Source organism: Pseudarthrobacter sp. O4 (assembly GCF_050157025.1).
Classification (GTDB): domain Bacteria; phylum Actinomycetota; class Actinomycetes; order Actinomycetales; family Micrococcaceae; genus Arthrobacter.
In genome coordinates, this window is record NZ_CP189591.1 from 4,101,652 (window position 1) to 4,127,433 (window position 25,782).

Here is a 25,782-nt window from a genome sequence, read left to right on the forward strand (position 1 = left end):
ATGCTCAGCGAATGAACATCCCTCAAAAGCGGCCTGATCCGCCAGGATCGGTCCTTAGTTTCCGCCCACTTCTCCCGCTCCCACCCTGCCCCGGCACCGCCGCCGCGGGCATCCCAGGAGGCCCGTTTGACCAATAGTCGTCAGCCCAGCGCGAATTCCGCCCCACACGGCACCGATCGGCACTATTCTGAAATTGCCGAACCTTCAAAGGAGACCATGACCAGTCAGCCCAACACCGGACCCGATTCAGCAGCCCAGGACATGAGTCCTGCGGAAATCCAAGCTGTCATCGACCGGATCCTCTCCAAGGAAACCCCTGCCCGGAAGGCGTCCCCGGCCGCCGGCGAGTCCAAGTCGGTGCTCGGCAAGGCCCAGGCGATCTCACGGCCGGACGAGGAACACAGCAACTACGACGGCGACCAGCAGGACCTTGAGGAACGGCACGCACTGCGCCGTACCGGCAGCCTGTCCACCGAACTGGAAGACGTCACCGAGGTCGAATACCGGCAACTGCGCCTCGAACGCGTCGTCCTCGCCGGTCTCTGGACTGAAGGCACCCTCGCCGACGCCGAGAACTCGCTGCGCGAACTCGCCGCCCTGGCCGAGACCGCCGGCTCGGAGGTCCTCGATGGGATTGTGCAGCGCCGCCAGAAGCCCGATCCGGGCACCTTCCTTGGCTCCGGTAAGGCCCAGGAACTCAAGGACATCGTGATGTCCACCGGCGCGGACACCGTCGTGGTCGACGCCGAACTGGCTCCGTCCCAGCGCCGCAGCCTGGAAGACATTGTCAAGGTCAAGGTCATCGACCGCACGGCCCTGATCCTCGACATCTTCGCGCAGCACGCCAAGAGCCGCGAAGGCAAGGCCCAGGTCGAACTGGCCCAGCTCGAATACCTGCTCCCGCGCCTGCGCGGCTGGGGTGATTCGATGTCCCGCCAGGCCGGTGGGCAGGTGGGCGGCGCCGGTGCCGGCATGGGCTCGCGTGGTCCCGGTGAAACCAAGATCGAACTGGACCGGCGCCGGATCCGCACCCGGATGGCCAAGCTGCGGCGCGAGATCGCCGCGATGAAGCCAGCCCGGGAAACGAAGCGCGCCAACCGCCGTCGTAATGCAGTGCCCTCGGTGGCAATCGCCGGCTACACCAACGCCGGCAAGTCGTCACTGCTGAACCGGCTGACCGACGCCGGCGTCCTGGTGGAGAACGCACTGTTCGCCACCCTCGACCCGACGGTCCGCAAGGCCGAAACCTCGGACGGACTGGGCTACACCCTCGCCGACACCGTGGGGTTCGTCCGCTCGCTGCCCACCCAGCTCGTGGAGGCTTTCCGCTCCACCCTGGAAGAGATTGCCGACTCGGACCTGATCCTGCACGTCGTCGACGTCTCCCACCCGGATCCGGAGGGCCAGATTGCCGCCGTCCGCAAGGTCTTCAGCGAGGTCGACGCCCGCAAGGTGCCGGAAATCATCGTCCTGAACAAGGCCGACGCCGCCGACCCGTTCGTGATCGAACGGCTCAAGCAGCGCGAACCGCGCCACATTGTGGTGTCGGCACGCACCGGCGAGGGCATCCCGGAACTGCTCAAGGCCATCAGCGAGGGCATCCCGCGGCCCAGCGTGAAGCTGGAACTGATGATCCCGTACAACCGTGGGGACCTGCTCAACAAACTGCACGAGACCGACGCCGAGATCCTCAGCCTCGACCACGAGGAGACCGGCACCCGCGCCGTCGTGATGGTGCGCGAGGGCCTGGCCGCTGAACTGGATTCGTTCATCAGCAATGACTGAGGCAGCGGTGGCCGGGGGGGACCCGGACGCGAACCGCCCGGCGGGGGAGGACCCGGAAGGGGACGCGTCCGGCGGAAAGGCTTCAGCAGGCAAGGGTTCAGCAGGCAAGGGTTCAGCAGGCAAGGGTTCAGCAGGAACCGGCGGACCACCCGGCGAGGAGTTCGTGATCGATCTGCTCGACAGGGCGGTGTCAGGCATGGGCGGACAGAGCCGCAGCGGCCAGCACGAGATGGCCCGGCAGGTGGCGCAGGCAATCGACACCGGCGACCATCTGCTGGTCCAGGCCGGCACCGGCACTGGCAAGTCCTTGGCCTACCTGATCCCGCTGATCGCGCATTCCCTTGTCAGTGACAAACCCACCCTCGTCTCCACCGCCACGCTGGCCCTGCAGACCCAGATCGTGGGCCGCGACCTGCCCAGGCTGCTCAAGACCATCACCCCTGCCCTGGACCGCCCGGTCAAGGTGGCCCTCGTCAAGGGCCGCTCCAACTATGTGTGCAAACACAAGCTCGAGGGAGGCTTCCCTTCCGAAGAACCCTCCGAGGGCCAGCTCTTCTCCCTCGGCGAGGACACGTCCGTGCCGCACTTCGCTGCCGCCATGGGCGGCCCTTCCTCCCAGCTCGGCAAGGAAGTCGTCCGGCTGCGCGAATGGGCCGAGGAGACCGCCACCGGGGACCGTGACGAGCTCATGCCCGGTGTGACGGACCGCGCCTGGCGCCAGGTCTCCGTCACGTCGATGGAATGCCTCGGCGCGCAGAAGTGCCCCCTGGCGGCCGAATGCTTCAGCGAACTGGCCCGGCAGAACGCTGCCGACGCCGACGTCGTCGTCACCAACCACGCCATGCTGGCGGTCAGCGCCTTCGAAGGCCTCGCCGTGCTGCCCGAGTACGACGTCGTGGTGGTGGACGAGGCGCACGAGCTGCAGGACCGCGTCACCGGGGCCGTGTCCGGCCAGCTCTCCGTGGCAATGGTGCATGTCGCCGCCTCCGGGGCACGGAAGCACACCGGCATCACGGTGGACGCGCTCAACAACGCCGCGTCCAACCTCGAGCTTGCCATTGAAGGAGTCCCCAGCGGGCTGATGCCCAACGGGCTCAACAGCGAGCAGCTCGACTCCGTGGACCAGCTGCGTGACGCCTGCCGCGCCGCGCTCTCCGATTCCAAGGGGGACAGCGCCAACACCGCCGACGGCGGGCGCCAGCTCGCGCGCTCCCGCCTCATGGTCATCCTGGAACTCTGCGAACGGCTGCTCGCTGCCCGCGAAAACCGCGAGGTGGTCTGGTTTTCCCGGAACAGCACTTTCGACCCTGCGCAGGGATACTCCCAGCCGGACGAGAGCGCACCGGCCCTGATCAACGTGGCCCCGCTGAGCGTCGCCGGACGGCTCCGCGAGGGTCTGTTCGCGGACCACACGGTCATCCTGACCTCGGCCACCCTGGCCATCGGCTCCGCCTTCGAACCGGCGGCCGGAGGTCTGGGCCTGGTAGGCCCCGGCGCGCCCAGCTGGACCGGAGTCGACGTCGGCTCGCCCTTCGACTACCCCAAGCAGGGCATCCTCTATGTTGCCAAGCACCTGCCCAAGCCCGGCCGCGGCACGTCCCCGGAGGCGCTGGACGAGCTGGAAAAACTGATCCGGGCTTCCGGCGGAGGGGCACTGTGCCTCTTCTCGTCCCGGCGGGCTGCCGAGGACGCCGCCGAGGCGATGCGCCCCCGGCTGGACATGACCATTCTGTGCCAGGGGGATTCGACCATGACGGCGCTCGTGCGCCAGTTCGCCGATGAACCGGACACCTGCCTCTTCGGCACCATGTCCCTGTGGCAGGGCGTCGACGTCCCGGGGGGCTCCTGCCGGCTCGTAGTCATCGACAGGATTCCGTTCCCGCGGCCGGATGACCCGCTCATGACAGCGCGCTCCCGCGCGGTGGCCCAGGCCGGCGGCAACGGATTCATGAGTGTGTCCGCAACCCACGCCGCGATCCGGCTGGCCCAGGGAGCCGGACGGCTGATCCGCACGACGACGGACAAGGGAGTCGTGGCGGTGCTGGATTCGCGGCTGTCCACGGAACGCTACGGGGGATTCCTCCGGGCCGCTCTGCCGCCGTTCTGGCCGACCACCGATCCGGCAATTGCCATGGCGGCTTTGGAACGGCTCTCCAAGGAGTCGGCGCAGACCGCCAAGTAGGCGGACGGAGCACCCCGCAGCAGGGAATGTGTTGGGCCCCGCCGGCATCCCCCTTCCGGGGGACGCCGGCGGGGCTCTGTGTGGCAGGTGCTAGAGGGAGCGCAAGACCGAGACGACCTTGCCCATAATGACGGCGTGGTCGCCGAGGATTGGCTCGTACTGCGTGTTCTGGGGCAGCAGCCAGGTGTGGCCGTCGCGCTGGCGGAACGTCTTGACCGTGGCCTCGTCGTCCAGCAGTGCGGCAACAATGTCGCCGTTCACGGCGTCACCCTGCCGGCGCACCACCACCCAGTCGCCATCACAGATGGCGGCATCGATCATCGAGTCGCCCGCCACCTTCAACATGAAGAGCTCTCCGTGGCCCACCAGCTGGCGCGGCAACGGCATGACGTCTTCCACAACCTGGTCCGCGAGGATGGGGCCACCGGCCGCGATACGGCCGACGAGGGGGACCATTGCGGTATCCGTAGCGCTGGCCAGTTCCGAGACGGACAGCCCGCCCACGGCACGCAGGCCGCTGGACTTCGCCACTCCCGAGACCTTGGAGCTGCCCTCGTCAAGGGTCAGCGGCATGAGCACTTCCATGGCGCGCGGCCGCTTGGGATCCCGCCGCAGGTAGCCGAGCTTCTCGAGTTGGGAGAGCTGGTGCGTCACGCTGGAGAGACTCGCCAGTCCCACGGTATCGCCAATCTCGCGCATGGAGGGAGGGTAGCCGTTGTCCGTCACCGAACGCTGGATGGTTTCGAGGATCTTCTTCTGCCGGACGGTCAGGCTCTTGGGAGGCCTGGCTGACTGCGGGCTCCGTTGGGACGCCCGGCCGCCGGTGGCTGGTGCTGCCATATTCGCCAATGCCTTTCCAATCCGCCCGGCTGCCTTGCGGCAGTTACCGGGACCTTCCGGCCTGAATGTCAGACCCCGCTGATCAACTACTGATGATCGACTGCAGAAGTGGTTGTCCTGTGACTCAAACGTAGGCCAGCCACACAGTTATTTCAAACATTTGTTCTAGCGAGTCTCGACAATGTTCGTTAATAGGTGCTAAAACTGGACAGGTGAAGTTCGAAGATGTGTTCGAACTTCCGGGGGTTTGATGAGGCATCGCAGTTGGATGAGGGCGTTTGTTCGGTTCTATGTTCGAAGGTTAGGCCGGTTGGCGGCAAGTACGTGGAGTACGCCGGGCGGCACAGTATGGTCCAGGAGGGCTCAGTTCATGTCAGCATCAAGCGCGTTTCACCACACTTTCGGCCATGACGCATCCGGCGGGTATGGCCGGTCCGTACCGCGGGTTTCCTTCCGTCCGGCCGCTCCGGCAGGCGGTGCGTCCCGCACCAAGCAGGCACCCCTGCGGCTGACCAGGCGAGGGCGGTTCGTCTTCTTCGGAGTGCCGTTGATCCTGCTGGCCGCCCTGATCCTTTCCTTCAGCGGCTTCCTGAATGCACCCGCCAAGGCTTCCGAATCTGTTGAGGAGCTGTCACTGACCCCCACCGTCTCTGTCACGGTGCAGCCCGGGGAATCGCTGTGGGCCATCGCCGGGACCGTGGCACCCGGGCGCGACCCCCGCGACGTCGTCGCCGACATCGTCCAGCTCAACAACCTCGATGCCGCCCGCGTCCTGCCCGGCCAGACGCTCTTCGTCCCGGCCCAGTAGTCCAGCCCAGTAGTCTTCCGGCCCCGGGAACGTCGCGTACCAAGCAGCCGCCAAGGCGCCGACGGACCTGGCCCGAGCCGTCACAGTTTCAGGGCCCGCCGCCGTCTCACTTAAACTACTGAAGTGACTGACCAGTTAGAGCGCCTGAACCGACTTCCCCTCCGGACCAATCTGCGGGGAATGAGCCCCTACGGGGCACCCCAGCTGGACGTCCCCATCCTGCTCAACGTCAACGAGAACACCCACGGTGTGCCGGCGGACGTCCGAGCGGCCATCGCCGCGGCCGTAACAGAGGCAGCGGCCGGCCTGAACCGGTATCCGGACCGCGAGTTCACGGAACTGCGCGAAGCCCTGGCGGAATACCTCGGGCATGGGCTGGGCGCGGAGCACATCTGGGCAGCGAACGGCTCCAACGAGGTGCTCCAGCAGATCCTCCAGGCCTTCGGCGGACCCGGACGCACGGCACTGGGCTTCCCTCCCACGTACTCCATGTACCCCCTGCTCGCCGCGGGGACGGACACGGAATACATCGTGGGGGTGCGGGCCGATGACTACGGGCTGAGTGCGGAGTCGGCGGCGCGCCAGGTCCGCGAACTTCAGCCCAACATCGTCTTCCTCTGCTCCCCGAACAACCCCACCGGCACGGGCCTGGGTCTCGATGTGGTGCAGGCTGTGTACGAGGCCGGCCAAGCCAGCCAGACGATCGTGATCGTCGATGAGGCGTACCACGAGTTCGCCCACGACGGTACGCCGAGTGCGCTCGAGCTGCTGCCGGGCCGGGAACGGCTGATCGTCTCGCGCACCATGAGCAAGGCCTTCGCCCTTGCCGGCGCGCGCGTGGGCTACATGGCGGCAGCCCCCGGGGTGGCCGACGCCCTTCGCCTCGTCCGGCTTCCGTACCACCTCTCCGCCATCACCCAGGCAACCGCCCTTGCCGCCCTGCACCACCGCGTGGCGCTCATGGCCGACGTCGAGGACATCAAGCGGCAGCGGGACAGGATCGTTGCCGAACTGCAGCGGATGGGCCTCAAGCCGTCCGCCTCGGATTCGAACTACGTCTTCTTCGGCGGTCTCCAAAACCCGCACGCGGTTTGGCAGGGACTGCTGGACGCCGGGGTGCTCATCCGGGACGTCGGCATCCCCGGCCACCTGCGCGTCACCGCCGGCACTGAGACGGAAACCACAGCCTTCCTTGAGGCCCTCGACCAGATCCTGAGCAGCCCCGCGAAACAGCGGGCCTAGACTTGACTCCGGGTCAAGCACAACGCCAGAACGCCTAGCACCGCCTTCATCACAAAAGGACACCTGCACATGAGCATCACCGGATCAACCGCTGCCCGGACCGCCCGCCTGGAACGGACCACCAGCGAGTCATCCGTCCTGGTCGAGATCAACCTGGACGGCACCGGCGTCTCGGACATCAGCACCTCGGTCCCGTTCTATGACCACATGCTGACGGCGCTGAGCAAGCACTCCCTGATCGACATGACGGTCAAGGCCACAGGCGATACGCACATCGATGTCCACCACACGGTGGAAGATGTCGCCATCACCTTTGGCGAGGTCCTGCGCACCGCGCTGGGGAACAAGGCCGGCATCCGCCGCTTCGGCGAGGCGACGGTGCCGCTGGACGAAGCCCTGGCGCACGCCGTCGTCGATGTCTCCGGGCGGCCGTACCTGGTCCACGGCGGCGAGCCGGCAGGCCAGGAATACCACCTGATCGGCGGACACTTCACGGGTTCCCTGACCCGGCACGTCTTCGAGGCGATCACCTTGCACGCGGGCATCTGCCTGCACATGAATGTCACCGCCGGCCGGGACCCGCACCACATCGTCGAGGCCCAGTTCAAGGCTTTCGCCCGCGCCCTGCGCGCCGCCGTCGAGCCGGATCCCCGCGTCGAAGGCATCCCGTCCACTAAGGGTGCACTGTGACCGGCAAGGTGCTGCAGGACGGCGCCATCCTCAACCCCGACGCCGGCCGGAAGCCCGTCTCACCCGAGGGCAAACCCACCGTTACGGTGCTGGATTACGGATCCGGCAACGTCCGCTCGGCCGTCCGTGCCCTGGAGCGGGCCGGCGCCGAGGTCATCCTCAGTGCCAGGCCCGAGGACGTCCTGAACGCCGACGGCCTTGTCGTCCCCGGTGTCGGAGCCTTCGAAACGGTCATGCGCGAGCTCAAGGCCGTCGACGGGATCCGGATGATCGGACGCCGCGTGGCCGGCGGCCGTCCCGTGCTGGCTATCTGCGTGGGCCTGCAGGTCCTGTTCGAGGCCGGTGTGGAACACGGCACCGAGGCCCTTGGGATGGGGGAGTGGCCCGGCAAGGTGGAACTGCTGCCTGCCGAGGTGGTGCCGCACATGGGCTGGAATACAGTTTCGGTGCCGGAAGGTTCGAAGCTGTTCGCCGGTGTCGAGAACGAGCGATTCTACTTTGTGCACTCCTACGGCGTCCAGAACTGGGATTTCGACGTGATCCAGCCCCGGATGATTGCGCCGCTGGTCACCTGGTCCGAACACGGCGCCCCGTTCATCGCGGCGGTTGAAAATGGTCCGTTGTGCGCCACCCAGTTCCACCCGGAGAAGTCCGGCGACGCCGGCGCACGCCTGCTGCGCAACTGGGTCGAGGGCCTGCGCAAGGGGTCCCCGGACGCGGCCGCCCCGGGCAGCGCAACCGGCGCCGGCCCGGAACAGGCCGCCTAGATGTGGTCCATCGTCCTGATGGGGCTTGCCGGCCTGCTGGTTGGCGGGGCGCTGTCCTTCCGGCAGCAGAAGAGTCCGCGCTGGGTCCAGATCGTCTTCTACGTGCTGGCCGGGATGTCGCTTCTGGCCGCCTATTTCCTGACGCTGCCCGCCTCCTAGCGGTCCCGCAGCATTCCCGACCATCCGCCGCCACCTGAGAAGCTGAGGATCCCCGATGACCACCGAAACCCCGCTGCCCGTGCTCGAGCTGCTGCCCGCCGTCGACGTCGTCAACGGCCAGGCCGTCCGGCTCGTTCAGGGCGAAGCCGGAAGCGAAACGAGCTACGGCACCCCGCTGGAGGCCGCACTCAACTGGCAGCAGCAGGGGGCCGAGTGGGTCCACCTCGTGGACCTTGACGCCGCTTTCGGCCGGGGATCCAACGCCGAACTGCTGCGCGAAGTCGTGGGACGCCTGGACATCAAAGTGGAGCTCTCCGGCGGCCTGCGCGACGACGAATCGCTCGAGAAGGCCCTCGATCTCGGCGTCGCCCGGGTCAACCTCGGCACCGCGGCGCTGGAGAACCCGGAGTGGACGTCCCGCGTGATCGAGCGCTTCGGCGACAAGATCGCCGTCGGCCTGGACGTCCGCGGCACCACCCTCGCCGGACGCGGCTGGACCAAGGAAGGCGGCGACCTCTGGGAGGTCCTGGCCAGGCTGGAAGAGGCTGGCTGCGCCCGTTACGTCGTGACGGACGTGACCAAGGACGGCACCCTGCAGGGTCCCAACGTCGAGCTGCTGCGCCGGATGGTGGAGAAGACCGGCAAGCCCGTCGTCGCGTCCGGGGGCATCTCCAGCCTCGAGGACCTCAAGGTGCTGCGCTCCCTCGTCCCGCTCGGCGTCGAGGGCGCGATCATCGGCAAGGCCCTCTACAACGGAAACTTCACGCTGCCCGAGGCACTCGACGCCGCCGGCCGCCGCTAACCGGACCGCAGCCATGGAACACCAGCCAGCAGGCACCAACCCGGCGCCGGACGCAGGCGGGAACACCGTCCCGCCCCGGCATCTGCCCGGGCACATCGCGGCAGCACTGGCGGGCGCCGGCGGTCCGGCCGACTCGGCCGGCCAGCCGTGGGCCGGGCGGAGCCTCGCCGGCGACGACGCCAGGATCCACAATTTCGAAGACGACGACGGCGCGGCGGACGCCGGTTACCTGGCGGCCCTCGCGCGCCTCGCCAGCGGCGACGGCGACGAAGCCGCAGTCATCGCCTCACTCGCCACCGCACGCGTCTTCGTGCCGATCCTTGCCCGGCTCGCGGAAGAGGGCGAAGGCTCGACCCGCCCGGCAGGGGACAAATTGCATGGGGACAAGGAGTCCGACATGGCCCTCGTCACCCTCAAGGCGCCCGACGGCCGGACGGCCATGCCTGTGTTCACCTCGGCCGCGGCGCTTCAGGCCTGGCATCCCGAGGCCCGCCCGGTTGCCGTGTATACGGCCCGGGCAGCGCTGTCCGCCGTCGCCGAGGGCGCCGAGCTGCTGGTTCTGGACCCCGGCTCGGACCTGACGTATGTGGTGCGCCGGCCCGCCGTCTGGGCCCTCGCTCAGCAGCAGCCGTGGACCCCGTCGTACGCTGATCCTGTGCTGGCGCAGTCCCTAGGCGCGGCCGCGGTAGGCTTTCCGGAGGTCCGGCGTGTTGAAATTCATCCAGGCGGTGGAGTTGCCTCAACTGCGGCTGATGGACGGCAGCTTCCCGGCGGAGGTGCGGGCCCGGAACTCCGGGTGGTCCTCTACCTCGAGGACGGGCTCGACGCCGCGGGGGTGCAGTCCATCGTGGCCGGCCTAAACAACGCCTGGGCCCGGAATGAATTGTTTGCCGAGCGGGTTGACTCGATCGAAGTCAAGTTGCAGCGCGCAGCACCATAGCTGACGGCCAGCGGGGGACTCCTGCCGGAAGCAGTACCAGGCTGCCGAGGGCAATACCAAAAGGGATGTAGTCCGTGAACTTCACGCTTTACCAGGAGCTGCTGGCCGTCCGGCCGATCAGGCGGCTCCTGCTGGTCGGGATGATTGCCCGCATACCGCACTCCGCCGCGGGCGTGCTGCTGACCCTGCACATCGTCCTGAGCCTGGGCCAGGGCTATGCCGCCGCCGGCGCCGCGGCAGCAGTCATGACAATCGGCATCGCCGTCGGGGCGCCCTGGCGCGGACGGCGTGTCGACACCGCGGGCCTGCGCAAGGCCCTGATCCCGTCCGTCATTTCCGAAACCGTCATCTGGTCGATCGTGCCGCACGTGTCCTACGAGCTGCTGCTGCCGCTGGTGTTTGTCGGCGGCCTGCTGACGCTGCCGATCTTCAGCGTCGTGCGCCAGTCCCTCGGCGTCCTGGCCACAGGGGAGCAGCGGCGCACCGCGTTTGCCCTCGATGCGATTTCCACCGAACTGGTCTTCATGATCGGCCCCGCCGCCGGCGCCCTCGTCGCCACCGCCGGCTACTCGGTCGTAGGCCTGACCATCGTCGGCATTGCCACCTCGGTGTCCGGGCTGTTCCTGATGTGGTTCAACCCGCCGACCCGCAGCCCCGTGGCCGGCCGCGGCCTCGACGCCGGGCTCGAGGCGGGACTCGATGCGGATGAACAGAATTGCGCGGAGGCCGCCGTCGTGGCTGCCGCCCCGGCACACCTGCAGGAAGCCGCCGCAGAGCTGGCCCCGTTGGCAGCCGCCGCCGAGCAAAGGCGGCAGCGGCGCGCCGGGCTACGCCACAAGGTCAACCATAATTTCGCCTGGTTCACGGCGGCCGTGGCTGCCGTCTTCGCCGTCGCGGCCGGGGCCGGCATGGTGCTCAGCGGCACCGACGTCGGCATTGTGGCCGCCCTCGAGACCGGCGGCCACCAGGCCGAGATCGGGCTCGTCTTCCTCTTCTGGTGCGCGGCCTCGGTGGTCGGCGGGCTGATCTACGGCGCCATGCACCGGCCGATCTCGCCGATCTTGCTGCTGCTCGGCATGTCCACCCTGGCCATCCCGATGGCGTTCGCGACAGACACCTGGACCCTGAGTCTGCTCTCGCTGCTGCCGGGACTGCTGTGCGCCCCGGTGCTCTCGGCGGCTTCGGAGAAGGTCGCCGAACTCGTCGACGAGAGCCGCCGCGGAGAGGCGATGGGCTGGTACGGATCGGCCCTGACCGGCGGCGTCGCCCTCGGGGCGCCGCTTGCCGGGCTCTTCATCGACGGCGTCGGCCCGGGGGCCGGGTTCGTCTCCGTGGGGGCTGCCGGCGTTGTGCTGTGCCTCGTGGGGCTGGTGCTGCAGCACCGTCGTCGTCGACTGCTGGCCTCGGCAGCCTAGCCAAGGCGTGTGGCTGGGCAGCGCCTCGGAACGCCGTGCAGGGAACTCGACGCACCGCGGTTAACGACGGCGGCGGGCGGACCGCTGAGGTCCGCCCGCCGCCGCGGAGTGAGTAGCTTGTGCCCGGTTCCTAGTTGACCGGTCCGGTGTATTTCTCGCCCGGGCCTTTGCCCGGGGCGTCCGGAAGGATGGACTCCTCGCGGAAAGCCAGCTGGAGGGACCTCAGTCCGTCACGCAACGGTCCGGCGTGCTGCGAGCCGATCTCGGGGGCAGCAGCCGTGACCAGGCCGGCAAGAGCCGTAATCAGTTTGCGGGCTTCGTCCAGGTCCTTGAGCTCTTCTGCGTTCTCCTCGGCGGCGAGGCCGAGCTTGACTGCTGCTGCGCTCATCAGGTGCACCGCTGCGGTGGTGATGACTTCGATCGCGGGGACCTCGGAGATGTCGCGGATCTGCTGCGAGACGTCGGCCTGAGAGCCGGCGGGCTCATAAACGTGTGAATTACTGTCTGAAGTGCTCATGCTGGTAAGCTTGTCACAGACCGACTGAATGTCGTTATTTCGATTTCTTCACTGTGGCAGCTGAACTGCCGTAGTGAAGGAACTCCCCTTGGGAAGCCCCCGATCCATACCTGCTTCGTCGAGTATGTGCGCCGGACGGGATTCTTTGGGTAGAATCGATTTCAGTTTGCAAGCGGAGTTCTCTCCCACCCGCGTCAGCCGCTCTCCTTCGGGAAGCTTCGGAAGAAGCAAGGTTGCCGGGTACCTGGTCGGGCATTTCCCTGAGGCGTCAGCCTGGCGGGAACGCATGCCGCCTCCTACGAGGCAGGCAATTCCGATCTTCGAGGCCTTCGATTGCTCCGGCAATTGGGGGCCTTCTCTATTTGCCGGTGGAATGCCACTCACGAACACAGGAGCTTTAACATTAGCGAGCCAAGAATCAATGAGCGTATCCGCGTCCCCGAGGTGCGGCTGGTCGGCCCTGCAGGCGAACAAGTAGGAGTTGTCCGTATTGAGGATGCCCTGCGTTTGGCTGCCGAGTCCGATCTTGATCTCGTTGAAGTTGCACCGCAGGCCAAGCCTCCGGTGTGCAAGCTGATGGACTTCGGCAAGTACAAGTACGAAGCTGCGGTCAAGGCACGCGAGGCCCGGAAGAACCAGACCAACACGGTTCTGAAAGAAATCCGCTTCCGCCTGAAGATCGACACCCACGACTATGAGACCAAGCGCGGCCACGCGCTCCGGTTCCTCGGTGCCGGTGACAAGGTCAAGGCCATGATCCAGTTCCGCGGCCGTGAGCAGCAGCGCCCCGAGATGGGCATTCGCCTGCTGCAGCGCTTTGCCGACGACGTCGCCGAAGTCGGCGTGGTGGAGTCAAGCCCGCGGATCGATGGTCGCAACATGGTCATGGTGGTGGGTCCCCTGAAGAACAAGGCCGAGGCCAAGGCGGAGGCACGCCGTGCGACGCAGCGCGCGGAAGCCAAGGCTGAGAACGAAGCCAAGGCCTCGGGGGCCCCGGGCCGCATGGACGTTTCCGGCGACGACAGTGCGCCGCTGACGCAGTCCCTGGCCGACCTCCTTCCGGAGGGATACCAGATCAAGACGGAGGCTCCGGCAACGGAAGCAGCTCCCGCCGTCGCCGAGGCCCCTGCCGCGGACAACGCGGTCAAGGACGAAGCAGTCGAAGAAACCGTAGCCACGGAGGCCCCCGCCGCCGAGGTCAAGGTGCAGGAAGCGCCGGCAGCAAAGGCTCCCGTCCAGGAAGCGCCCAAGCAGGAGGCCCCCAAGGCCGCTCCGAGGCGTGAAGCTCCGAAGGCAGCTTCCAAGCCGGCAGTTGCCAAGGCTCCGGCTGCGCCCAAGGCAGCAGCCGCCAAGGCCCCTGAGGCTGCCAAGGCGCCCGAGGTTGCGAAGGCACCCGAGGCTGAAACGGCCGCTCCGGCAGCGGCACCGAAGCCGGTGCCGCGCCCCGCGGCGCCGAAGCCTCCTGTGCGGCCTGCCGCTCCGAGGGCAGCCGCCAAGCCGGGCACCAAGAAGACCAACTAGTTCACGGCCGCCGGACAGCAATGTCCGGCAGCAAGCAACCAGCACGCCGCCCGCAGGGGCGGCTGCACGAAAGACTGCAGACCCTGTCTGCGGATACGTAAGGAGATCGGTTCCCATGCCGAAGATGAAGACCCACAGCGGTGCTAAGAAGCGCTTCAAGCTGACCGGCAGCGGCAAGCTGCGCCGCCAGCAGGCCAACCGCCGCCACTACCTCGAGCACAAGTCCTCCAGGCTGACCCGCCGCCTCGCCGGCGACAAGATCGTCTTCAAGGGCGACGCCAAGGTCATCCGGAAGATGCTCGGCATCTAAGTTCCAAGTTCTCTGACTGATTGCCACCTGGCAGCAGTCAACTACCAATAAGGCTTCTCAGGCCAGCCGGTTGTTCCGGCAGTAGACGCTTGGGATCAGAATTTTCGAAGGAGTACGCACGTGGCACGTGTGAAGAGGGCGGTAAACGCCCACAAGAAGCGCCGGGTTATCCTTGAGCGCGCAAAGGGCTACCGTGGACAGCGTTCACGCCTGTACCGCAAGGCCAAAGAGCAGCTGCTGCACTCGTTTGTATACAGCTACGGCGACCGCAAGAAGAAGAAGGGCGACTTCCGCCGCCTGTGGATCCAGCGCATCAACGCTGCATCCCGCGCCAACGGCCTCACCTACAACCGTCTGATCCAGGGCCTGAAGGCCGCTGAGGTCGAGGTTGACCGCCGTATGCTGGCCGAGCTTGCCGTTTCCGACGCCAACGCCTTCACCGCGCTGGTCAAGATCGCCAAGGACTCTCTGCCCGCCGACACCTCCGCTCCGGCCGGGACGGCTCCGAAGGCCAAGGCCGCCAAGAAGCCTGCTGCCAAGAAGGTTGCTGCTGAGGCGGCTGCTAAGTAGTTCCCGTAGTCCTCAAAAACTACGTCGTTCAAGAGCCGGCTGCGAAAGCAACTAAGGTTCTTATATGAACGAAACCGGGCGCCCGCAAGACTTTCCACTTTCCAATCCTCGAGCTGATCGGGTGAGGAAGGTGGCACAACTTGCCGGGCGCCCGGCCCGTTTAAAACGCAGCGAGTTCCTGGCGGAGGGCCCGCAGGCTGTCCGGGAGGCCCTGGTCCTGCACCAGAAAAGGATTGCCGCGGGGGAGCCCGGCGTCGTCCATGAGGTGTACGCAAGCGAGGCCTGCCTCGACCGGCACCCGGATCTGGAGACACTCGCGGAGGGCACCACCGCATACCTCGCCACCGACGAAGTGCTGGCCGCCATGGCGGACACGGTCACCCCGCAGGGCATTCTCGCGGTCTGCGGGTTCCTGGACGTCAGTATCGAACAGGTGCTCGACGCCGGCCCCCGGCTGATCGCCGTGCTGTGCCAGGTCCGCGACCCAGGGAACGCCGGCACGGTGCTGCGGGCGGCAGACGCCGCCGGCGCGGACGCCGTCGTGCTGACCGCCTCCAGCGTGGATATCTACAACCCCAAAGCTGTGCGCTCGACGGCGGGGTCCCTCTTCCACCTGCCCGTCGTCCTTGGCGCCGAAGTGGAAGAGCTCGTGGCCCGGTGCAAGGAGCGCGGCATCGGTGTGTTGGCCGCTGACGGCGGCGGCCAGCTGAACCTGGACCGGCTCCAGGACGAGAACGCGGCCCGCCGCCTGGGGGCATCCGCCGCCGGCTCCGACTACGCCCTGGAAAAGCCCACGGCCTGGCTGTTCGGCAACGAGGCCCAGGGCCTGTCCGAGGAAGAACTCGCGCTGGCGGACCACCGCGTGGCCGTGCCTGTGTACGGAGCGGCCGAAAGCCTCAACCTCGGCACCGCCGCGACGGTCTGCCTCTACGCCAGCGCCCGCTCACAGCAGGACGGCGCGTCGGGCCACTAGCGCATTGATGAGCCGGCCGGCCGGGCCACGGCGGCCGGACATACAGAGAAGGCCGGACATAGAGAAGGCGGGGGTCCACCGAATGGTGGGCTCCCGCCGTCGTTGCTGTCACCGCCCTGGCACTGTGCGCGCCGGGCCGGTGGCCTGTGCAATTACGTAGTTGTCTTGTTGCGTCCGGTAACGGCGCCGTAGATGCCGGCAACCACGAGGCCACCGACAATGGCCAGGATCCAGGAACCGAGATTCCAGAATTCCATCTTGCCGCCGCCGAATAGCAGGTCGCCGATCCAGCCGCCGACAATGGCACCGACAACGCCGAGCACGAGGCTGGTGACCCAGCCGCCGCCGACCTTGCCTGGCATGACTGCCTTAACGATTGCACCTACTATGAGTCCGAGAATGATCCAGCCTAGAAAGCCCATGTCTCCTCCTACATATTCGTCGGCATCCAAATTATGAATCCCGATTATGGCTTCAAGCTAACACCTGCGGCATCAAATGTCAGCAGGATCACCTCCAATCGTTACCTGCCTGCATCCGGCCTGAGATCGGCATGTGCCCGGGCATTGCGCGGTGCGGCAGCACGGTCCAGCGGGTACGGTATTCCATGCGGGTACGGGCGGATTCCGGTGCCCGCCAACACCCCAGTAGAACCCCCTAAGGAGAAGCTCACTTGGCTGCAAATGGCGGTACCAAGGCGATTGTTGCGGCGCTAGCTGCCAACCTGACCATCGCCGTCCTGAAGTTCGTCGCGTATTTCCTGACGCTGTCCTCCTCGATGCTCGCGGAGGCCATCCACTCGCTGGCGGACTCCGGCAACCAGATCCTCCTGCTCGTGGGCGGCAAGCGCGCCCAGAAGGCGGCGAGCCCGGAACACCCCTTCGGCTACGGACGCGAGCGCTACATCTACGCTTTCATCGTCTCGATCGTGCTGTTCAGCGTCGGCGGCCTCTTTGCGCTCTATGAAGCGTGGGGAAAGATCCAGCACCCGCACGCCATCGAGGGCGACTTCTGGTGGGTGCCGCTCGCGGTACTCATCGGCGCCATCATTGCCGAGTCCTTTTCCTTCCGGACCGCGATCATCGAGTCCAACCACGTCCGGGGCAAGCAGGGCTGGGTCAAGTTCATCCGCAGCGCCAAGCAGCCCGAGCTTCCCGTCATCCTGCTGGAAGACTTTGGCGCCCTCCTGGGCCTGGTCTTCGCGCTCTTTGGCGTGAGCCTGACGCTCCTCACCGGCAACGGCATCTGGGACGCGCTGGGCACCGGCATGATCGGCCTGCTGCTCGTCGCGATCGCCGCCGTGCTGGCCGTTGAGACGAAGTCCCTGCTGCTGGGCGAATCCGCGACCAAGGATGACGTGGCGAAGATCCGCTCCGCAATCGGGGCCGACGGCACCGGCATCATCCATCTCAAGACCCTGCACCTTGGCCCCGAAGAACTGCTGGTGGCTGCCAAAATCAGCATCGGCCGGGCGGACACCGGCCAGGAAATCGCCAAGGTGATTGACGACGCCGAGACCAGGATCCGTGAGGCCGTGCCGATTGCCCGGGTCATCTACCTTGAGCCGGATGTCCAGCGCGTCAGCACACCCTGACCGACTGCCCGGCCGACAGGAAGTCCCGGGGCCGCTGGCACGGTAGCCGCGATGCGGCTACCGTGCCAGCGGCCTCTTGCGTTCCACCACGCCGCTGATGACAGCGACGCCGAGACCCAGGAGGGCCAGAACGGCGCCCACGAGGGCGGGGGCGACATAGCCCCAGCCCCAGGCGATCACGAGGCCGCCAAGGAAGGCTCCCAGGGCGTTGGCGACATTGAGCGCGGCATGGTTGAGCGAGGAGGCCAGCGACGGGGCGTCGGGGGAGGCATCCAGCAGCCGGGTCTGCAGGGCCGGGACCAGCATCGAACCTGCCCCGCCCACCACAAAGACCATGACATAGGCAGACCACGGCCAGTGCACTGCCACGGCGTAGACCACCAGCGCCACGGCAATTGCGGGCAGCACCCAGTAGATGGTTCCCATGACGGACTTGTCAGCGAGGCGGCCGCCGACGATATTGCCCGCCACCATGCCCAATCCGTAGAGCGCGACGACGAGCGGCAGCCAGGCAGAGGGGATGCCGGCCACGGAGGTCATGGTGTGGGCAATATAGGTGTATGTGGCGAAGAAGCCGCCAAAGCCGACCACGCCGATCAGGAGCGCCAGCCAGACCTGGAGCCGCTTAAGAGCCCCAAGCTCGCGGCGGATGCTGGCATCGGCGTGGGGCTTCTGGTACGGCACGAACCTCCACAGCATCGCGAGCGTGATGATTCCGATCAGGCCCACCAGCAGGAAAAGCAGCCGCCAGCCGAACGCCTGGCCCATCCAGGTGGCGAAAGGCACGCCGATGACGTTGGAGATGGTCAGGCCGGCCATCACCATCGAAATCGCCCAGCCGCGCTTGGTTGGGGCCACCATCGACGCCGCAATGACGGCCGCGACGCCGAAGAAGGCGCCGTGCGGCAGCCCGGCGGCGAAGCGGGACACGAGCATGGTCCCGTAGTCCGGGGCGACGAAGGACGAGAGGTTGGCGATGCTGAAGAAGAGCATGAGCCCCAGGGCCAGGTATTTCCGCGGCAATTTGGCACCTACGGCGGCCAGCAACGGGGCGCCGATAACGACGCCGAGGGCATAGGCCGAGATCAGGTGGCCAGCCTCGGGAGTGCTGATGTTAAGGCCTTGCTCCACTTCCTTGAGCAGCCCCATCATGCTGAATTCCGTGGTGCCGATGCCGAATCCGCCCATGGCAAGGGAAACGATGGCGAGGGCAAGATGGCGGGTGCCGGTTCTGGGCGTCGCCGAGGCTTTTTGCGTGGTTGTCATTCGTCTGCTTTTCGAGGAAGATCCCGGCCGATGGCCAGGAGAATGCGGCATCTTAAATCTGATTTATGTAACGTCCGGGGCGCGTCCGGTATTCCGGGGAATCAGGAGGGCGGCTGCCTCCATTCTCCCCTAAGCGGGCACCGCCCTAGACTTGGTGACGTGACTGGACTCATTGACGTCGTTGGCGGCGCGGTACTGGATTCGCTGGCAGACCCGGGCCGGCTGCTCGTGGCGCGCCGGACCGCGCCCCCGCAATTTGCCGGCCTGTGGGAGTTCCCCGGCGGAAAGGTGGAGTCCGGGGAAACGGCCGAACAGGCCCTGCACCGCGAACTGCTGGAAGAACTTGGCGTCAACGTCCGGCTGGGCGCCGAACTCCAGGCCGCGTCCGCCTCCGGTTGGCCGCTGAACGACCGCGCCGCGATGAGGGTCTGGTTTGCGGAGCTCGTCGACGGCGATCCGCACCCCCTGCAGGACCACGATGAGCTGCGCTGGATCGACCTCGGGAACCGCCGGGAGGTACTGGCGCTGCCGTGGATCCCGGCCGACCTGCCCATCGTCGAGGCACTCCTTGACGCGCTGCAGGATTCGGTCCGCACCGCCCTGCCCGCGCACTGATCCCCGGCCTGCCTCTCGCCAAAGCGCGAAGCATGTGACTACTCTGAAGCGAATCGAGAGGAGTCGTCCGTGCAGGTCGGTGTCAGACGGGAGCAGCGAGCGGGGGAACGCCGGGTCGCGGCCACACCTGAGACGGTGCAGCAACTAACGGCTCTTGGCCTCGACGTTGCCGTGGAGAGCGGAGCAGGGAACGAGGCCGGTTTCCCGGACGCCGCGTTCGCCCAGGCTGGTGCCACCGTAGTCCCGGACCTCCTGCCCGAGTCGCTGGAGGTGCTCCTGCACGTCCGGCCGCTCAGCCCGGAGACGGCTGCAGGGCTGCGGCCGGGCACCATCACCGTCGGTTTCGGCTCGCCCGCCTCTGAACTGTCCACGGTACGGGCCCTTGCCGACGCCGGGGTCACCTCCTTCGCGCTGGAGCTGGTCCCGCGGATCTCCCGGGCACAGTCCATGGATGCGCTCAGTTCGCAGTCCCTCGTCTCGGGCTACCGGGCGGTGCTGGAGGCGGCCCTGCGCTACCCCCGTTTTTTCCCGCTGTATATGACCGCCGCCGGCACGATCCCGCCCGCACGGGTATTGGTCCTCGGCGCCGGGGTCGCCGGACTGCAGGCCATCGGCACCGCAAAACGCCTCGGCGCCAGGGTCTCCGCCAATGACATCCGGGCGGCTTCGGCGGACGAGGTCGCCTCGATGGGCGGCACCTTCATCCATCTGGACCTGGACAGTCGAAATGCGGACGCCGCCGCGGAAGGCAGTGGGGGCTATGCACGCGAACTCGGCGAGGACCGGGCCAAGCGCCAGCGTGGCCTGCTCGCACCCCACGTCGCGTCGGCGGATGTCCTCATCACCACGGCAGCCATCCCCGGCCGTGCGGCACCCTTGCTGGTGACACTGGACATGGTGGCCGGCATGCGGGCCGGATCCGTTGTCGTCGACCTTGCCGCCGAATCCGGCGGAAACGTCGAAGGTGTCATTGCCGGCCGGGACATCGAGGTACCCGTGGACGGCGGGTCCGTGACCCTGGTGGGGCTGCAGGACGCAGCCTCGGCGATGCCGTCCGATGCTTCCCGGCTGTACGCCAAAAACGTCGCCAATCTGCTCGCCCTGATGACTGCGGACGGCCAGGTCAGTCCGGACTTCGACGACGAGGTCGTCGCCGGAGCCTGCCTGACCCACGGCGGCTCGGTCCGGCACGCGGGGACTTCCGAGGCCATGGAGGCACTGAAGTGATGGGGCCTGAAGTGATGGAGGCTGAAGTGATGGAGACCCGGACGTAATGGAGACGCTGCAATGATGGATCCGATCACGCTGCTGACCGTAGTGGTGCTTTCTGTCTTCGTCGGCTTCGAAGTCGTCTCCAAAGTGACCAGCAAACTGCATACGCCGCTGATGTCCGGTGCCAACGCCATCCACGGCATCATCCTTGTCGGCGCCATCCTCGTGGCGGGGCAGGCCAGCGATCCATGGTTGCTCACGATCGCCCTGATCGCCGTGATTCTGGCGACCGCCAACCTGGTGGGCGGATTCGTTGTCACCGACCGGATGCTGGAGATGTTCGGCGGCCGGAGGCCAGCCAGGCCACGTGCTGAAGGCCGCGCAGGGGAGGACGGCACATGAGCCTCCTAGCCCCCGCGTGGACCGCCCTGTTCTACCTGGCGGCGGCCATCTGCTTCATCCTGGCGCTGAAGGGCCTCAGCTCGCCCCGGACCGCCCGCCGCGGAAACGCCATCGGCGCCGGGGGCGCGCTCGTCGCCGTGGTCACGGTCTTCCTTTCCGCGAGGCTGGAGAATATCCCGCTGATCCTGGCCGCGATCGCCGTCGGCTCCGCCGCCGCTGTCCCGGTGGCCCGGCGCGTGCAAATGACCCAGATGCCCCAGCTCGTCGCGTTGTTCAACGGGGTCGGAGGCGGGGCCGCCGCACTCGTGGCAGTGCTGGAACTCGGCCACAGCGCGGACCCCTGGGTGCGCCTGGCAGTGGCCTTCACCATGCTGGTCGGCGCCGTGTCCTTCGCCGGCTCCGCGGTGACGGTCGGCAAGCTGCAGGAACTGATCAGCACCCGCCCGCTGCTCTTCCCCGGCATGCCCGTGGTGATGGCCGTTGCGCTGGCGGGCGCCATCGCGTCCGGCGTCCTGGTCATCATCAGCGGTTCGACCGGCTGGGCCCTTGCGCTGCTGGTGCTGGGACTGGCAGCCGGGCTGCTGCTGGTGCTGCCCGTCGGCGGGGCAGACGTGCCGATCGTCATCTCCCTGCTCAACGCCTTCACCGGCCTCGCAGTGGCGGCGTCCGGCATCGTGCTCGGCAACGTGCTGCTGGTGGTCGCCGGCACGCTTGTGGGGGCCAGCGGCACCATCCTGACCAAGGTGATGGCCTCCGCCATGGGCCGGGGCGTGGCGGGCATCATGTTCGGGGCGTTCCGGGGAGGATCGACGGCGGGCTCGACCGTGCAGAGCGACCGCCCGGTGCGCTCCTCCTCGCCGGAGGACGTGGCCGTCCAGCTCGGCTACGCCCAACGCGTCGTGATCGTCCCCGGCTACGGGCTTGCCGTGGCCCAGGGCCAGCACACCGTCGCCGAGCTCGCCACCGCACTGCAGGCCCGCGGCATCGAGGTGGTGTTCGCCATCCATCCGGTCGCCGGTCGGATGCCGGGCCACATGAACGTGCTCCTGGCGGAAGCGAACGTGCCCTATGAGGCGCTCCGGGAGCTTGAGGAAGTCAACCCTGAATTCCCGAACACCGATGTCGCACTCGTGGTCGGAGCCAATGACGTGGTCAACCCGGCGGCCAAGTCCACGCCCGGGGCTCCGATCTACGGGATGCCGATCCTCGAGGTGGCACTGGCCGGCCAGGTGGTCTTCCTGAAACGCTCGATGCGCCCGGGATTCGCGGGGATCGAGAACGAACTCCTGTACGACCCGAAGACCACACTCCTGTTCGGCGATGCGAAAGACTCGCTGGCCAAAGTCCTGGGCGCGGTGAAGGCCCTCTAGGCTGAAGTTACGTGAGTTAAGACAGGAAGATCCCCGGGTTGGCTGCTGTGCCGGACGCTCTTCGTGTGAGGGCTTCGAAGAATTGGCCCCCTGCCGCCCCGCGATGACCCGACCGCTGACTGAGAGACGCGACATGATCGCCGGATAAGGACATGACGGCGCGGTTATCTGCTGGGTATCAACGTATCCGACAGACTGGAGGCTGTTTTGGTGCACCTATGGGCCGGTATCGATGCCGGCAAAACCCATCATCACCGCGTCGTGATCGGCGCTGATGATCTCCCTGCAACTCGCCCACGGCCAGAACATCCTCTACGTCCCCGCCAAAATCAGAATCCTATAAAACCGCCGCTAAACGCGGGGCGCATTGCCCTGTTGGACAATAAATCCAGTGTGTATTCTGTTCGTAAAGACCGCTGCGTCACACGGTCCTCAGGCCGCCGGCACGTCCCGGGAAGCCTTCCCGCTCCGGGGCCGTCTCGATGAGGAGGCGTCGATGTCCAGTCCTGATGTGCCAACGCGTGGGCCGGCCAGATCCGGTCCATACATCATCACCGGAATCCTGTTGACCATCGCCGTTGTGGTTCCGTTGTTTGTGCCCGCGTATTCGGTCGATGAGCCGCGCTTGGCCGGTATGCCGTTCTTCTACTGGTATCAGATGATGTGGATTCCGGTCACCGCTGGCCTGGTGGGGGTCTCCTACTGGCTGGTAAGCAAGGAGGATCGCCGCCGGCGCGAATCCGTGCGGGGCATGACCAGCGCCGAGGAGGAGCCATGAGCGGGGCCACCGTGCCGCTGGCGGTTCCGGACCGGCCCATTAGCGGCGTTGCGCTCGCCATTGTGATCATTCTCTTCGTCTTGGTGGCGGCCTTGGGGTTCGTTGCTGCGCGGTGGCGCCGGGAAGAGGCGACAGGGCTGCACAGCCTGGACGAGTGGGGCCTCGGGGGCCGCGGTTTTGGAACATGGGTGACCTGGTTCCTGCTCGGCGGCGACCTATATACGGCCTACACTTTCGTGGCCGTTCCGGCTGCAATGTGGGCCACTGGAGCAGTGAGCGGTTTCTTCGCGGTGCCGTACACGATCGTTCTGTACCCGATCGTGTTCCTCCTGATGAGCCGGTTGTGGTCCGTCTCGCACCGGCATGGGTTCGTCACGCCGGCCGATTTCGTTGGCGGCCGCTATGGCAGCAAGGCGCTTTCCCTTGCCGTCGCCGTCACCGGCATCGTCGCGACCATGCCTTACATCGCGCTGCAGCTGGTCGGCATAAAGGCCGTGCTCACGGTGCTGGGCCTGGGCAGTGCGGAGAACGTGCTGCTGACGGACCTGCCGCTGATCATCGCGTTCGTGGTCTTGGCCGCCTATACGTACACGTCGGGTCTGCGGGCTCCGGCCCTGATCGCCGTTGTGAAGGATCTGCTGATCTATCTGGCAGTGATCGTTGCGGTAATCTACCTGCCGATCAAGTTCGGGGGCTGGGGCACCATCTTCGACGCCGCCGAGGCGAAACTGGGTGCGGTCAACCCGGCTACCGGTAAACCCGCTGGAGTCTTCATTCCGGGCGCGGGCAGTTACTCCGCTTACTGGACGCTGGCTCTGGGCTCGGCCTTGGCGCTGTTTATGTACCCGCACTCGATCACGGGCGTCCTGGCGAGCAAGAGCAGGAATACGATCCGTAAGAATGCCGCGGTGCTGCCGCTGTACTCGTTGATGCTGGGGTTCCTGGCGCTGCTGGGCTACGCGGCTATATACGCCGGTACCAAGCCCATCGACTTGAACGGCACCGTCAACCCGCAGCTGGTAGTGCCGCAGCTGTTCCTCGATCACTTCCCGGACTGGTTTGCCGGTATCGCCCTGGCCGCCATCGCCATCGGTGCTTTGGTCCCGGCCGCCATCATGTCAATAGCCGCGGCGAACCTGTTCACCCGCAACATTTACCGCGATCTGATCAAGCCTGACGCCAATCCGCGGCAGGAAGCAAAAATCTCCAAGATCGCATCGCTTGTGGTGAAATTCGGTGCACTGGTTTTCGTTATTGCCATGGACCAGTCGGCAGCAATTAACATGCAGCTCCTCGGTGGTATCTGGATCCTGCAGACCTTCCCGGCGATCGTGGCAGGGCTCTACACCCGCTGGTTCCACCGGTGGGCGCTTTTCGGGGGCTGGGCAGCCGGAATCATCTATGGCACTGTCGCGGCCTACAACGTGGTCAACCCCGTCACCAAAGCCAACTTTGGCGGCTCCATCGCGGCCATCCCCGGCACCGACATGCAGGTCTACATCGCTGTCGTCGCGTTTGCGATAAACCTTATCGTTGCCGCAGGCCTGTCTCTGATCTTCCACGCAATGAAGCTCCCCGAGGGGAAGGACATCACCCGCAGCTCGGACTACGGCGCCGACGAGAACGATCCGAAGGTCGCCCAGATCCGGCGCGACTACCCGCTCGCCGAGCCCGGAGCCCCCACGCTCTGAGTCGCTGGGGGCCTCGACACCGTAAAGGAACCCGACTGACCTTATCCGCAGTGCCTCTTCGGCGACCAGGTAGGACGCGTCACTTGGCTGCCGGACGTCTTCAGAACAACGAGGGCTGCACGGCTTGCTCTGCCGGGCTTCCATGCCGGCCGGAGTGGCCGGCCGTCCCGGGGATGCTGCCGGCCGGATATTGGGCCTCTTCCTCCCGGGGATCCAAGTCATTGGCATCACCGTTGAGCTCCCGGTGGCTGAAGCCCTGCGAGCCGGAAAAGCCATGCCGGGCCTTGAAGTAACGGATGCGTCCGGCCAGCCAGACGCGGTACTCCTTCGAGGCATAGGAGCCGCTGCCGTACAGGCGCCGGTATTTGCCGGCGAGCTGGGGGTGCTCCCTCGCAAGCCACTGCATGAACCATTCACGCGTTCCGGGCTTGAGGTACAGGGCACCGGCCGTGACGCCGGTGGCGCCGGCCGCCGCGAGGGAACCGAAAAGGGAATCCAGGGCCTCGTCGCTGTCCGAGAGCCACGGCAGGATGGGCATGGCCATGACCCCGCACGGCAGGCCGGCCTCCCGCAGCCGGGAGACCAGCTTGAGCCGAGCCCGGGGACCAGGCGTGCCAGGCTCCACGGCTTCTGAGAGCCGCTCATCGGTCATCGCGAGCGAGATGCCCACCCCAACGGGGACCTGGGCCGCGGCGTGCTTCAGGAGCGGGATGTCCCGGGCGAGGAGGGTGCCCTTGGTCAGGATGGACAGGGGAGTGCCGGAATCGGCGAGCGCGCCAATGATGCCCGGCATCAGCTGGTAGCGGCCCTCGGCCCGCTGGTACGGATCGGTGTTGGTGCCCAGGGCGACATGCTGCCGTCCCCACGAGGGCTTCGCCAGCTCCTTGCGCAGGACCTCCGCGGCGTTGATCTTGACCACCACCTGGCTGTCAAAGTCCAGACCGGCGTCGAAGTCCAGGTAGGTGTGGCTCTTGCGGGCGAAACAGTAGACGCAGGCGTGGCTGCAGCCGCGGTACGGGTTGATGGTCCACTCGAACGGCATGCGGGAACCGGCGACCACCTTGTTGAGCACCGATTTGGCGGTGACCTCATGGAAAGTGACCCCGGCAAACTCAGGGGTTGAAACGGAACGCACAAGACCGAGCAGCGGGAGCAGTGCATCGGCGGCTGGGGCGGCCGGGGATCCACTGCTTCCACGGGGCGCTCCGGGTGCTCCGTTGCCAGGCGCTTTGTTGCCAGTCGCTTTATTGACGGCAGGGCTGAGTGCTTGTGCGTCCCATCTCATGCCTACATTCGAATGTATGTTCGAGTTTAAGTCAAGCCTCCCGCCGGG

26 protein-coding genes are annotated in these 25,782 nt (G+C 66.7%); 21 read left to right on the forward strand and 5 right to left on the reverse strand.

The window, feature by feature from the left end:
• Nucleotides 1–216: 216 nt before the first annotated feature.
• Together hflX and ACQCSU_RS19010 are read left to right on the forward strand one after the other, a co-directional pair.
• Nucleotides 217–1,785, forward strand: a complete 1,569-nt coding sequence (gene hflX, locus ACQCSU_RS19005; RefSeq protein WP_426976815.1) for a GTPase HflX — start codon at nucleotides 217–219, stop codon at nucleotides 1,783–1,785.
• A complete protein-coding gene (locus tag ACQCSU_RS19010; RefSeq protein WP_426976817.1) occupies nucleotides 1,778–3,967 on the forward strand; it encodes an ATP-dependent DNA helicase in 2,190 nt (729 codons plus the stop codon). The genes hflX and ACQCSU_RS19010 overlap by 8 nt, the downstream gene beginning before the upstream one ends.
• A gap of 90 nt (nucleotides 3,968–4,057) precedes the next feature.
• On the opposite strand, the gene lexA is transcribed toward ACQCSU_RS19010, so the two are convergent.
• Nucleotides 4,058–4,807, reverse strand: coding sequence for a transcriptional repressor LexA (lexA, locus tag ACQCSU_RS19015; RefSeq protein ID WP_426976819.1), 750 nt, complete (start codon nucleotides 4,805–4,807; stop codon nucleotides 4,058–4,060).
• 370 nt (nucleotides 4,808–5,177) lie between these two features.
• Between lexA and ACQCSU_RS19020 the strand changes: the two genes are divergently transcribed.
• From ACQCSU_RS19020 to ACQCSU_RS19055, 8 genes are all read left to right on the forward strand, one after another.
• Nucleotides 5,178–5,615, forward strand: a complete 438-nt coding sequence (locus ACQCSU_RS19020) for a LysM peptidoglycan-binding domain-containing protein (RefSeq protein ID WP_426976821.1) — start codon at nucleotides 5,178–5,180, stop codon at nucleotides 5,613–5,615.
• 123 nt (nucleotides 5,616–5,738) lie between these two features.
• Nucleotides 5,739–6,857, forward strand: coding sequence for a histidinol-phosphate transaminase (locus tag ACQCSU_RS19025; RefSeq protein ID WP_426976823.1), 1,119 nt, complete (start codon nucleotides 5,739–5,741; stop codon nucleotides 6,855–6,857).
• A gap of 69 nt (nucleotides 6,858–6,926) precedes the next feature.
• Nucleotides 6,927–7,547 carry an imidazoleglycerol-phosphate dehydratase HisB gene (gene hisB / locus ACQCSU_RS19030; protein WP_426976824.1) on the forward strand — a complete coding sequence of 207 codons (621 nt, stop codon included), beginning with the start codon at nucleotides 6,927–6,929 and terminating at the stop codon, nucleotides 7,545–7,547.
• Nucleotides 7,544–8,314 carry an imidazole glycerol phosphate synthase subunit HisH gene (gene hisH / locus ACQCSU_RS19035; protein ID WP_426976825.1) on the forward strand — a complete coding sequence of 257 codons (771 nt, stop codon included), beginning with the start codon at nucleotides 7,544–7,546 and terminating at the stop codon, nucleotides 8,312–8,314. Before hisB ends, hisH begins: the two co-directional genes overlap by 4 nt.
• Nucleotides 8,315–8,473 (forward strand): hypothetical protein, encoded by a 159-nt coding sequence (locus ACQCSU_RS19040; RefSeq protein WP_426976826.1) that lies wholly within the window; start codon nucleotides 8,315–8,317, stop codon nucleotides 8,471–8,473. It begins immediately after the preceding gene.
• Between the two features lie 55 nt (nucleotides 8,474–8,528).
• Nucleotides 8,529–9,275: a bifunctional 1-(5-phosphoribosyl)-5-((5-phosphoribosylamino)methylideneamino)imidazole-4-carboxamide isomerase/phosphoribosylanthranilate isomerase PriA gene (priA, locus tag ACQCSU_RS19045; protein ID WP_426976827.1), complete on the forward strand. Its 747-nt coding sequence runs from the start codon at nucleotides 8,529–8,531 to the stop codon at nucleotides 9,273–9,275.
• A 13-nt stretch (nucleotides 9,276–9,288) separates the two neighbouring features.
• Nucleotides 9,289–10,215, forward strand: coding sequence for an SseB family protein (locus ACQCSU_RS19050; RefSeq protein WP_426976828.1), 927 nt, complete (start codon nucleotides 9,289–9,291; stop codon nucleotides 10,213–10,215).
• Between the two features lie 74 nt (nucleotides 10,216–10,289).
• Entirely contained in the window at nucleotides 10,290–11,630 is a 1,341-nt protein-coding gene (locus tag ACQCSU_RS19055; RefSeq protein ID WP_426976829.1) for an MFS transporter, read from the forward strand.
• Nucleotides 11,631–11,760: 130 nt separating this feature from the next.
• Here the strand turns inward: ACQCSU_RS19055 and ACQCSU_RS19060 are convergent, their stop codons facing one another.
• The gene (locus ACQCSU_RS19060; protein ID WP_426976830.1) at nucleotides 11,761–12,147 is read right to left on the reverse strand and encodes a DUF1844 domain-containing protein; all 387 of its coding nucleotides are present in this window, start codon (nucleotides 12,145–12,147) and stop codon (nucleotides 11,761–11,763) included.
• Between the two features lie 345 nt (nucleotides 12,148–12,492).
• On the opposite strand from ACQCSU_RS19060, the gene infC reads away from it, so the two are divergent.
• From infC to ACQCSU_RS19080, 4 genes are all read left to right on the forward strand, one after another.
• On the forward strand, nucleotides 12,493–13,668 hold the full coding sequence (infC, locus tag ACQCSU_RS19065) for a translation initiation factor IF-3 (protein WP_426979858.1): 1,176 nt from the start codon (nucleotides 12,493–12,495) through the stop codon (nucleotides 13,666–13,668).
• A gap of 115 nt (nucleotides 13,669–13,783) precedes the next feature.
• The gene (rpmI, locus tag ACQCSU_RS19070) at nucleotides 13,784–13,978 is read left to right on the forward strand and encodes a 50S ribosomal protein L35 (RefSeq protein WP_009358635.1); all 195 of its coding nucleotides are present in this window, start codon (nucleotides 13,784–13,786) and stop codon (nucleotides 13,976–13,978) included.
• A gap of 120 nt (nucleotides 13,979–14,098) precedes the next feature.
• Complete coding sequence (gene rplT, locus ACQCSU_RS19075; protein ID WP_426976832.1) at nucleotides 14,099–14,548, forward strand: 50S ribosomal protein L20; 450 nt, start codon at nucleotides 14,099–14,101, stop codon at nucleotides 14,546–14,548.
• Nucleotides 14,549–14,612: 64 nt separating this feature from the next.
• Nucleotides 14,613–15,521: a TrmH family RNA methyltransferase gene (locus tag ACQCSU_RS19080; RefSeq protein ID WP_426976833.1), complete on the forward strand. Its 909-nt coding sequence runs from the start codon at nucleotides 14,613–14,615 to the stop codon at nucleotides 15,519–15,521.
• A gap of 152 nt (nucleotides 15,522–15,673) precedes the next feature.
• On the opposite strand, the gene ACQCSU_RS19085 is transcribed toward ACQCSU_RS19080, so the two are convergent.
• Nucleotides 15,674–15,943 (reverse strand): GlsB/YeaQ/YmgE family stress response membrane protein, encoded by a 270-nt coding sequence (locus ACQCSU_RS19085; protein WP_354247576.1) that lies wholly within the window; start codon nucleotides 15,941–15,943, stop codon nucleotides 15,674–15,676.
• Between the two features lie 251 nt (nucleotides 15,944–16,194).
• Here ACQCSU_RS19085 and ACQCSU_RS19090 point away from each other — a divergent pair, with 251 nt between their 5' ends.
• Complete coding sequence (locus ACQCSU_RS19090; protein WP_426976834.1) at nucleotides 16,195–17,115, forward strand: cation diffusion facilitator family transporter; 921 nt, start codon at nucleotides 16,195–16,197, stop codon at nucleotides 17,113–17,115.
• Nucleotides 17,116–17,172: 57 nt separating this feature from the next.
• On the opposite strand, the gene ACQCSU_RS19095 is transcribed toward ACQCSU_RS19090, so the two are convergent.
• Nucleotides 17,173–18,381: an MFS transporter gene (locus tag ACQCSU_RS19095; RefSeq protein WP_426976835.1), complete on the reverse strand. Its 1,209-nt coding sequence runs from the start codon at nucleotides 18,379–18,381 to the stop codon at nucleotides 17,173–17,175.
• A gap of 159 nt (nucleotides 18,382–18,540) precedes the next feature.
• Between ACQCSU_RS19095 and ACQCSU_RS19100 the strand changes: the two genes are divergently transcribed.
• The 6 genes from ACQCSU_RS19100 to mctP all read left to right on the forward strand — a co-directional run bounded on the left by ACQCSU_RS19100 (nucleotide 18,541) and on the right by mctP (nucleotide 24,449).
• On the forward strand, nucleotides 18,541–18,996 hold the full coding sequence (locus tag ACQCSU_RS19100; RefSeq protein ID WP_426976836.1) for a (deoxy)nucleoside triphosphate pyrophosphohydrolase: 456 nt from the start codon (nucleotides 18,541–18,543) through the stop codon (nucleotides 18,994–18,996).
• Between the two features lie 69 nt (nucleotides 18,997–19,065).
• Nucleotides 19,066–20,223: a Re/Si-specific NAD(P)(+) transhydrogenase subunit alpha gene (locus ACQCSU_RS19105; protein ID WP_426976837.1), complete on the forward strand. Its 1,158-nt coding sequence runs from the start codon at nucleotides 19,066–19,068 to the stop codon at nucleotides 20,221–20,223.
• A gap of 63 nt (nucleotides 20,224–20,286) precedes the next feature.
• The gene (locus ACQCSU_RS19110; protein ID WP_426979859.1) at nucleotides 20,287–20,610 is read left to right on the forward strand and encodes an NAD(P) transhydrogenase subunit alpha; all 324 of its coding nucleotides are present in this window, start codon (nucleotides 20,287–20,289) and stop codon (nucleotides 20,608–20,610) included.
• A complete protein-coding gene (locus ACQCSU_RS19115; protein ID WP_426976839.1) occupies nucleotides 20,607–21,980 on the forward strand; it encodes an NAD(P)(+) transhydrogenase (Re/Si-specific) subunit beta in 1,374 nt (457 codons plus the stop codon). The genes ACQCSU_RS19110 and ACQCSU_RS19115 overlap by 4 nt, the downstream gene beginning before the upstream one ends.
• A 496-nt stretch (nucleotides 21,981–22,476) precedes the next feature.
• Nucleotides 22,477–22,758: a DUF3311 domain-containing protein gene (locus ACQCSU_RS19120; RefSeq protein WP_426976841.1), complete on the forward strand. Its 282-nt coding sequence runs from the start codon at nucleotides 22,477–22,479 to the stop codon at nucleotides 22,756–22,758.
• A complete protein-coding gene (gene mctP, locus ACQCSU_RS19125; protein WP_426976843.1) occupies nucleotides 22,755–24,449 on the forward strand; it encodes a monocarboxylate uptake permease MctP in 1,695 nt (564 codons plus the stop codon). Before ACQCSU_RS19120 ends, mctP begins: the two co-directional genes overlap by 4 nt.
• Before the next feature lie 100 nt (nucleotides 24,450–24,549).
• Here mctP and ACQCSU_RS19130 read toward each other — a convergent pair whose 3' ends face one another.
• Nucleotides 24,550–25,734: an Rv2578c family radical SAM protein gene (locus tag ACQCSU_RS19130; RefSeq protein WP_426976845.1), complete on the reverse strand. Its 1,185-nt coding sequence runs from the start codon at nucleotides 25,732–25,734 to the stop codon at nucleotides 24,550–24,552.
• Nucleotides 25,735–25,782: the final 48 nt, after the last annotated feature.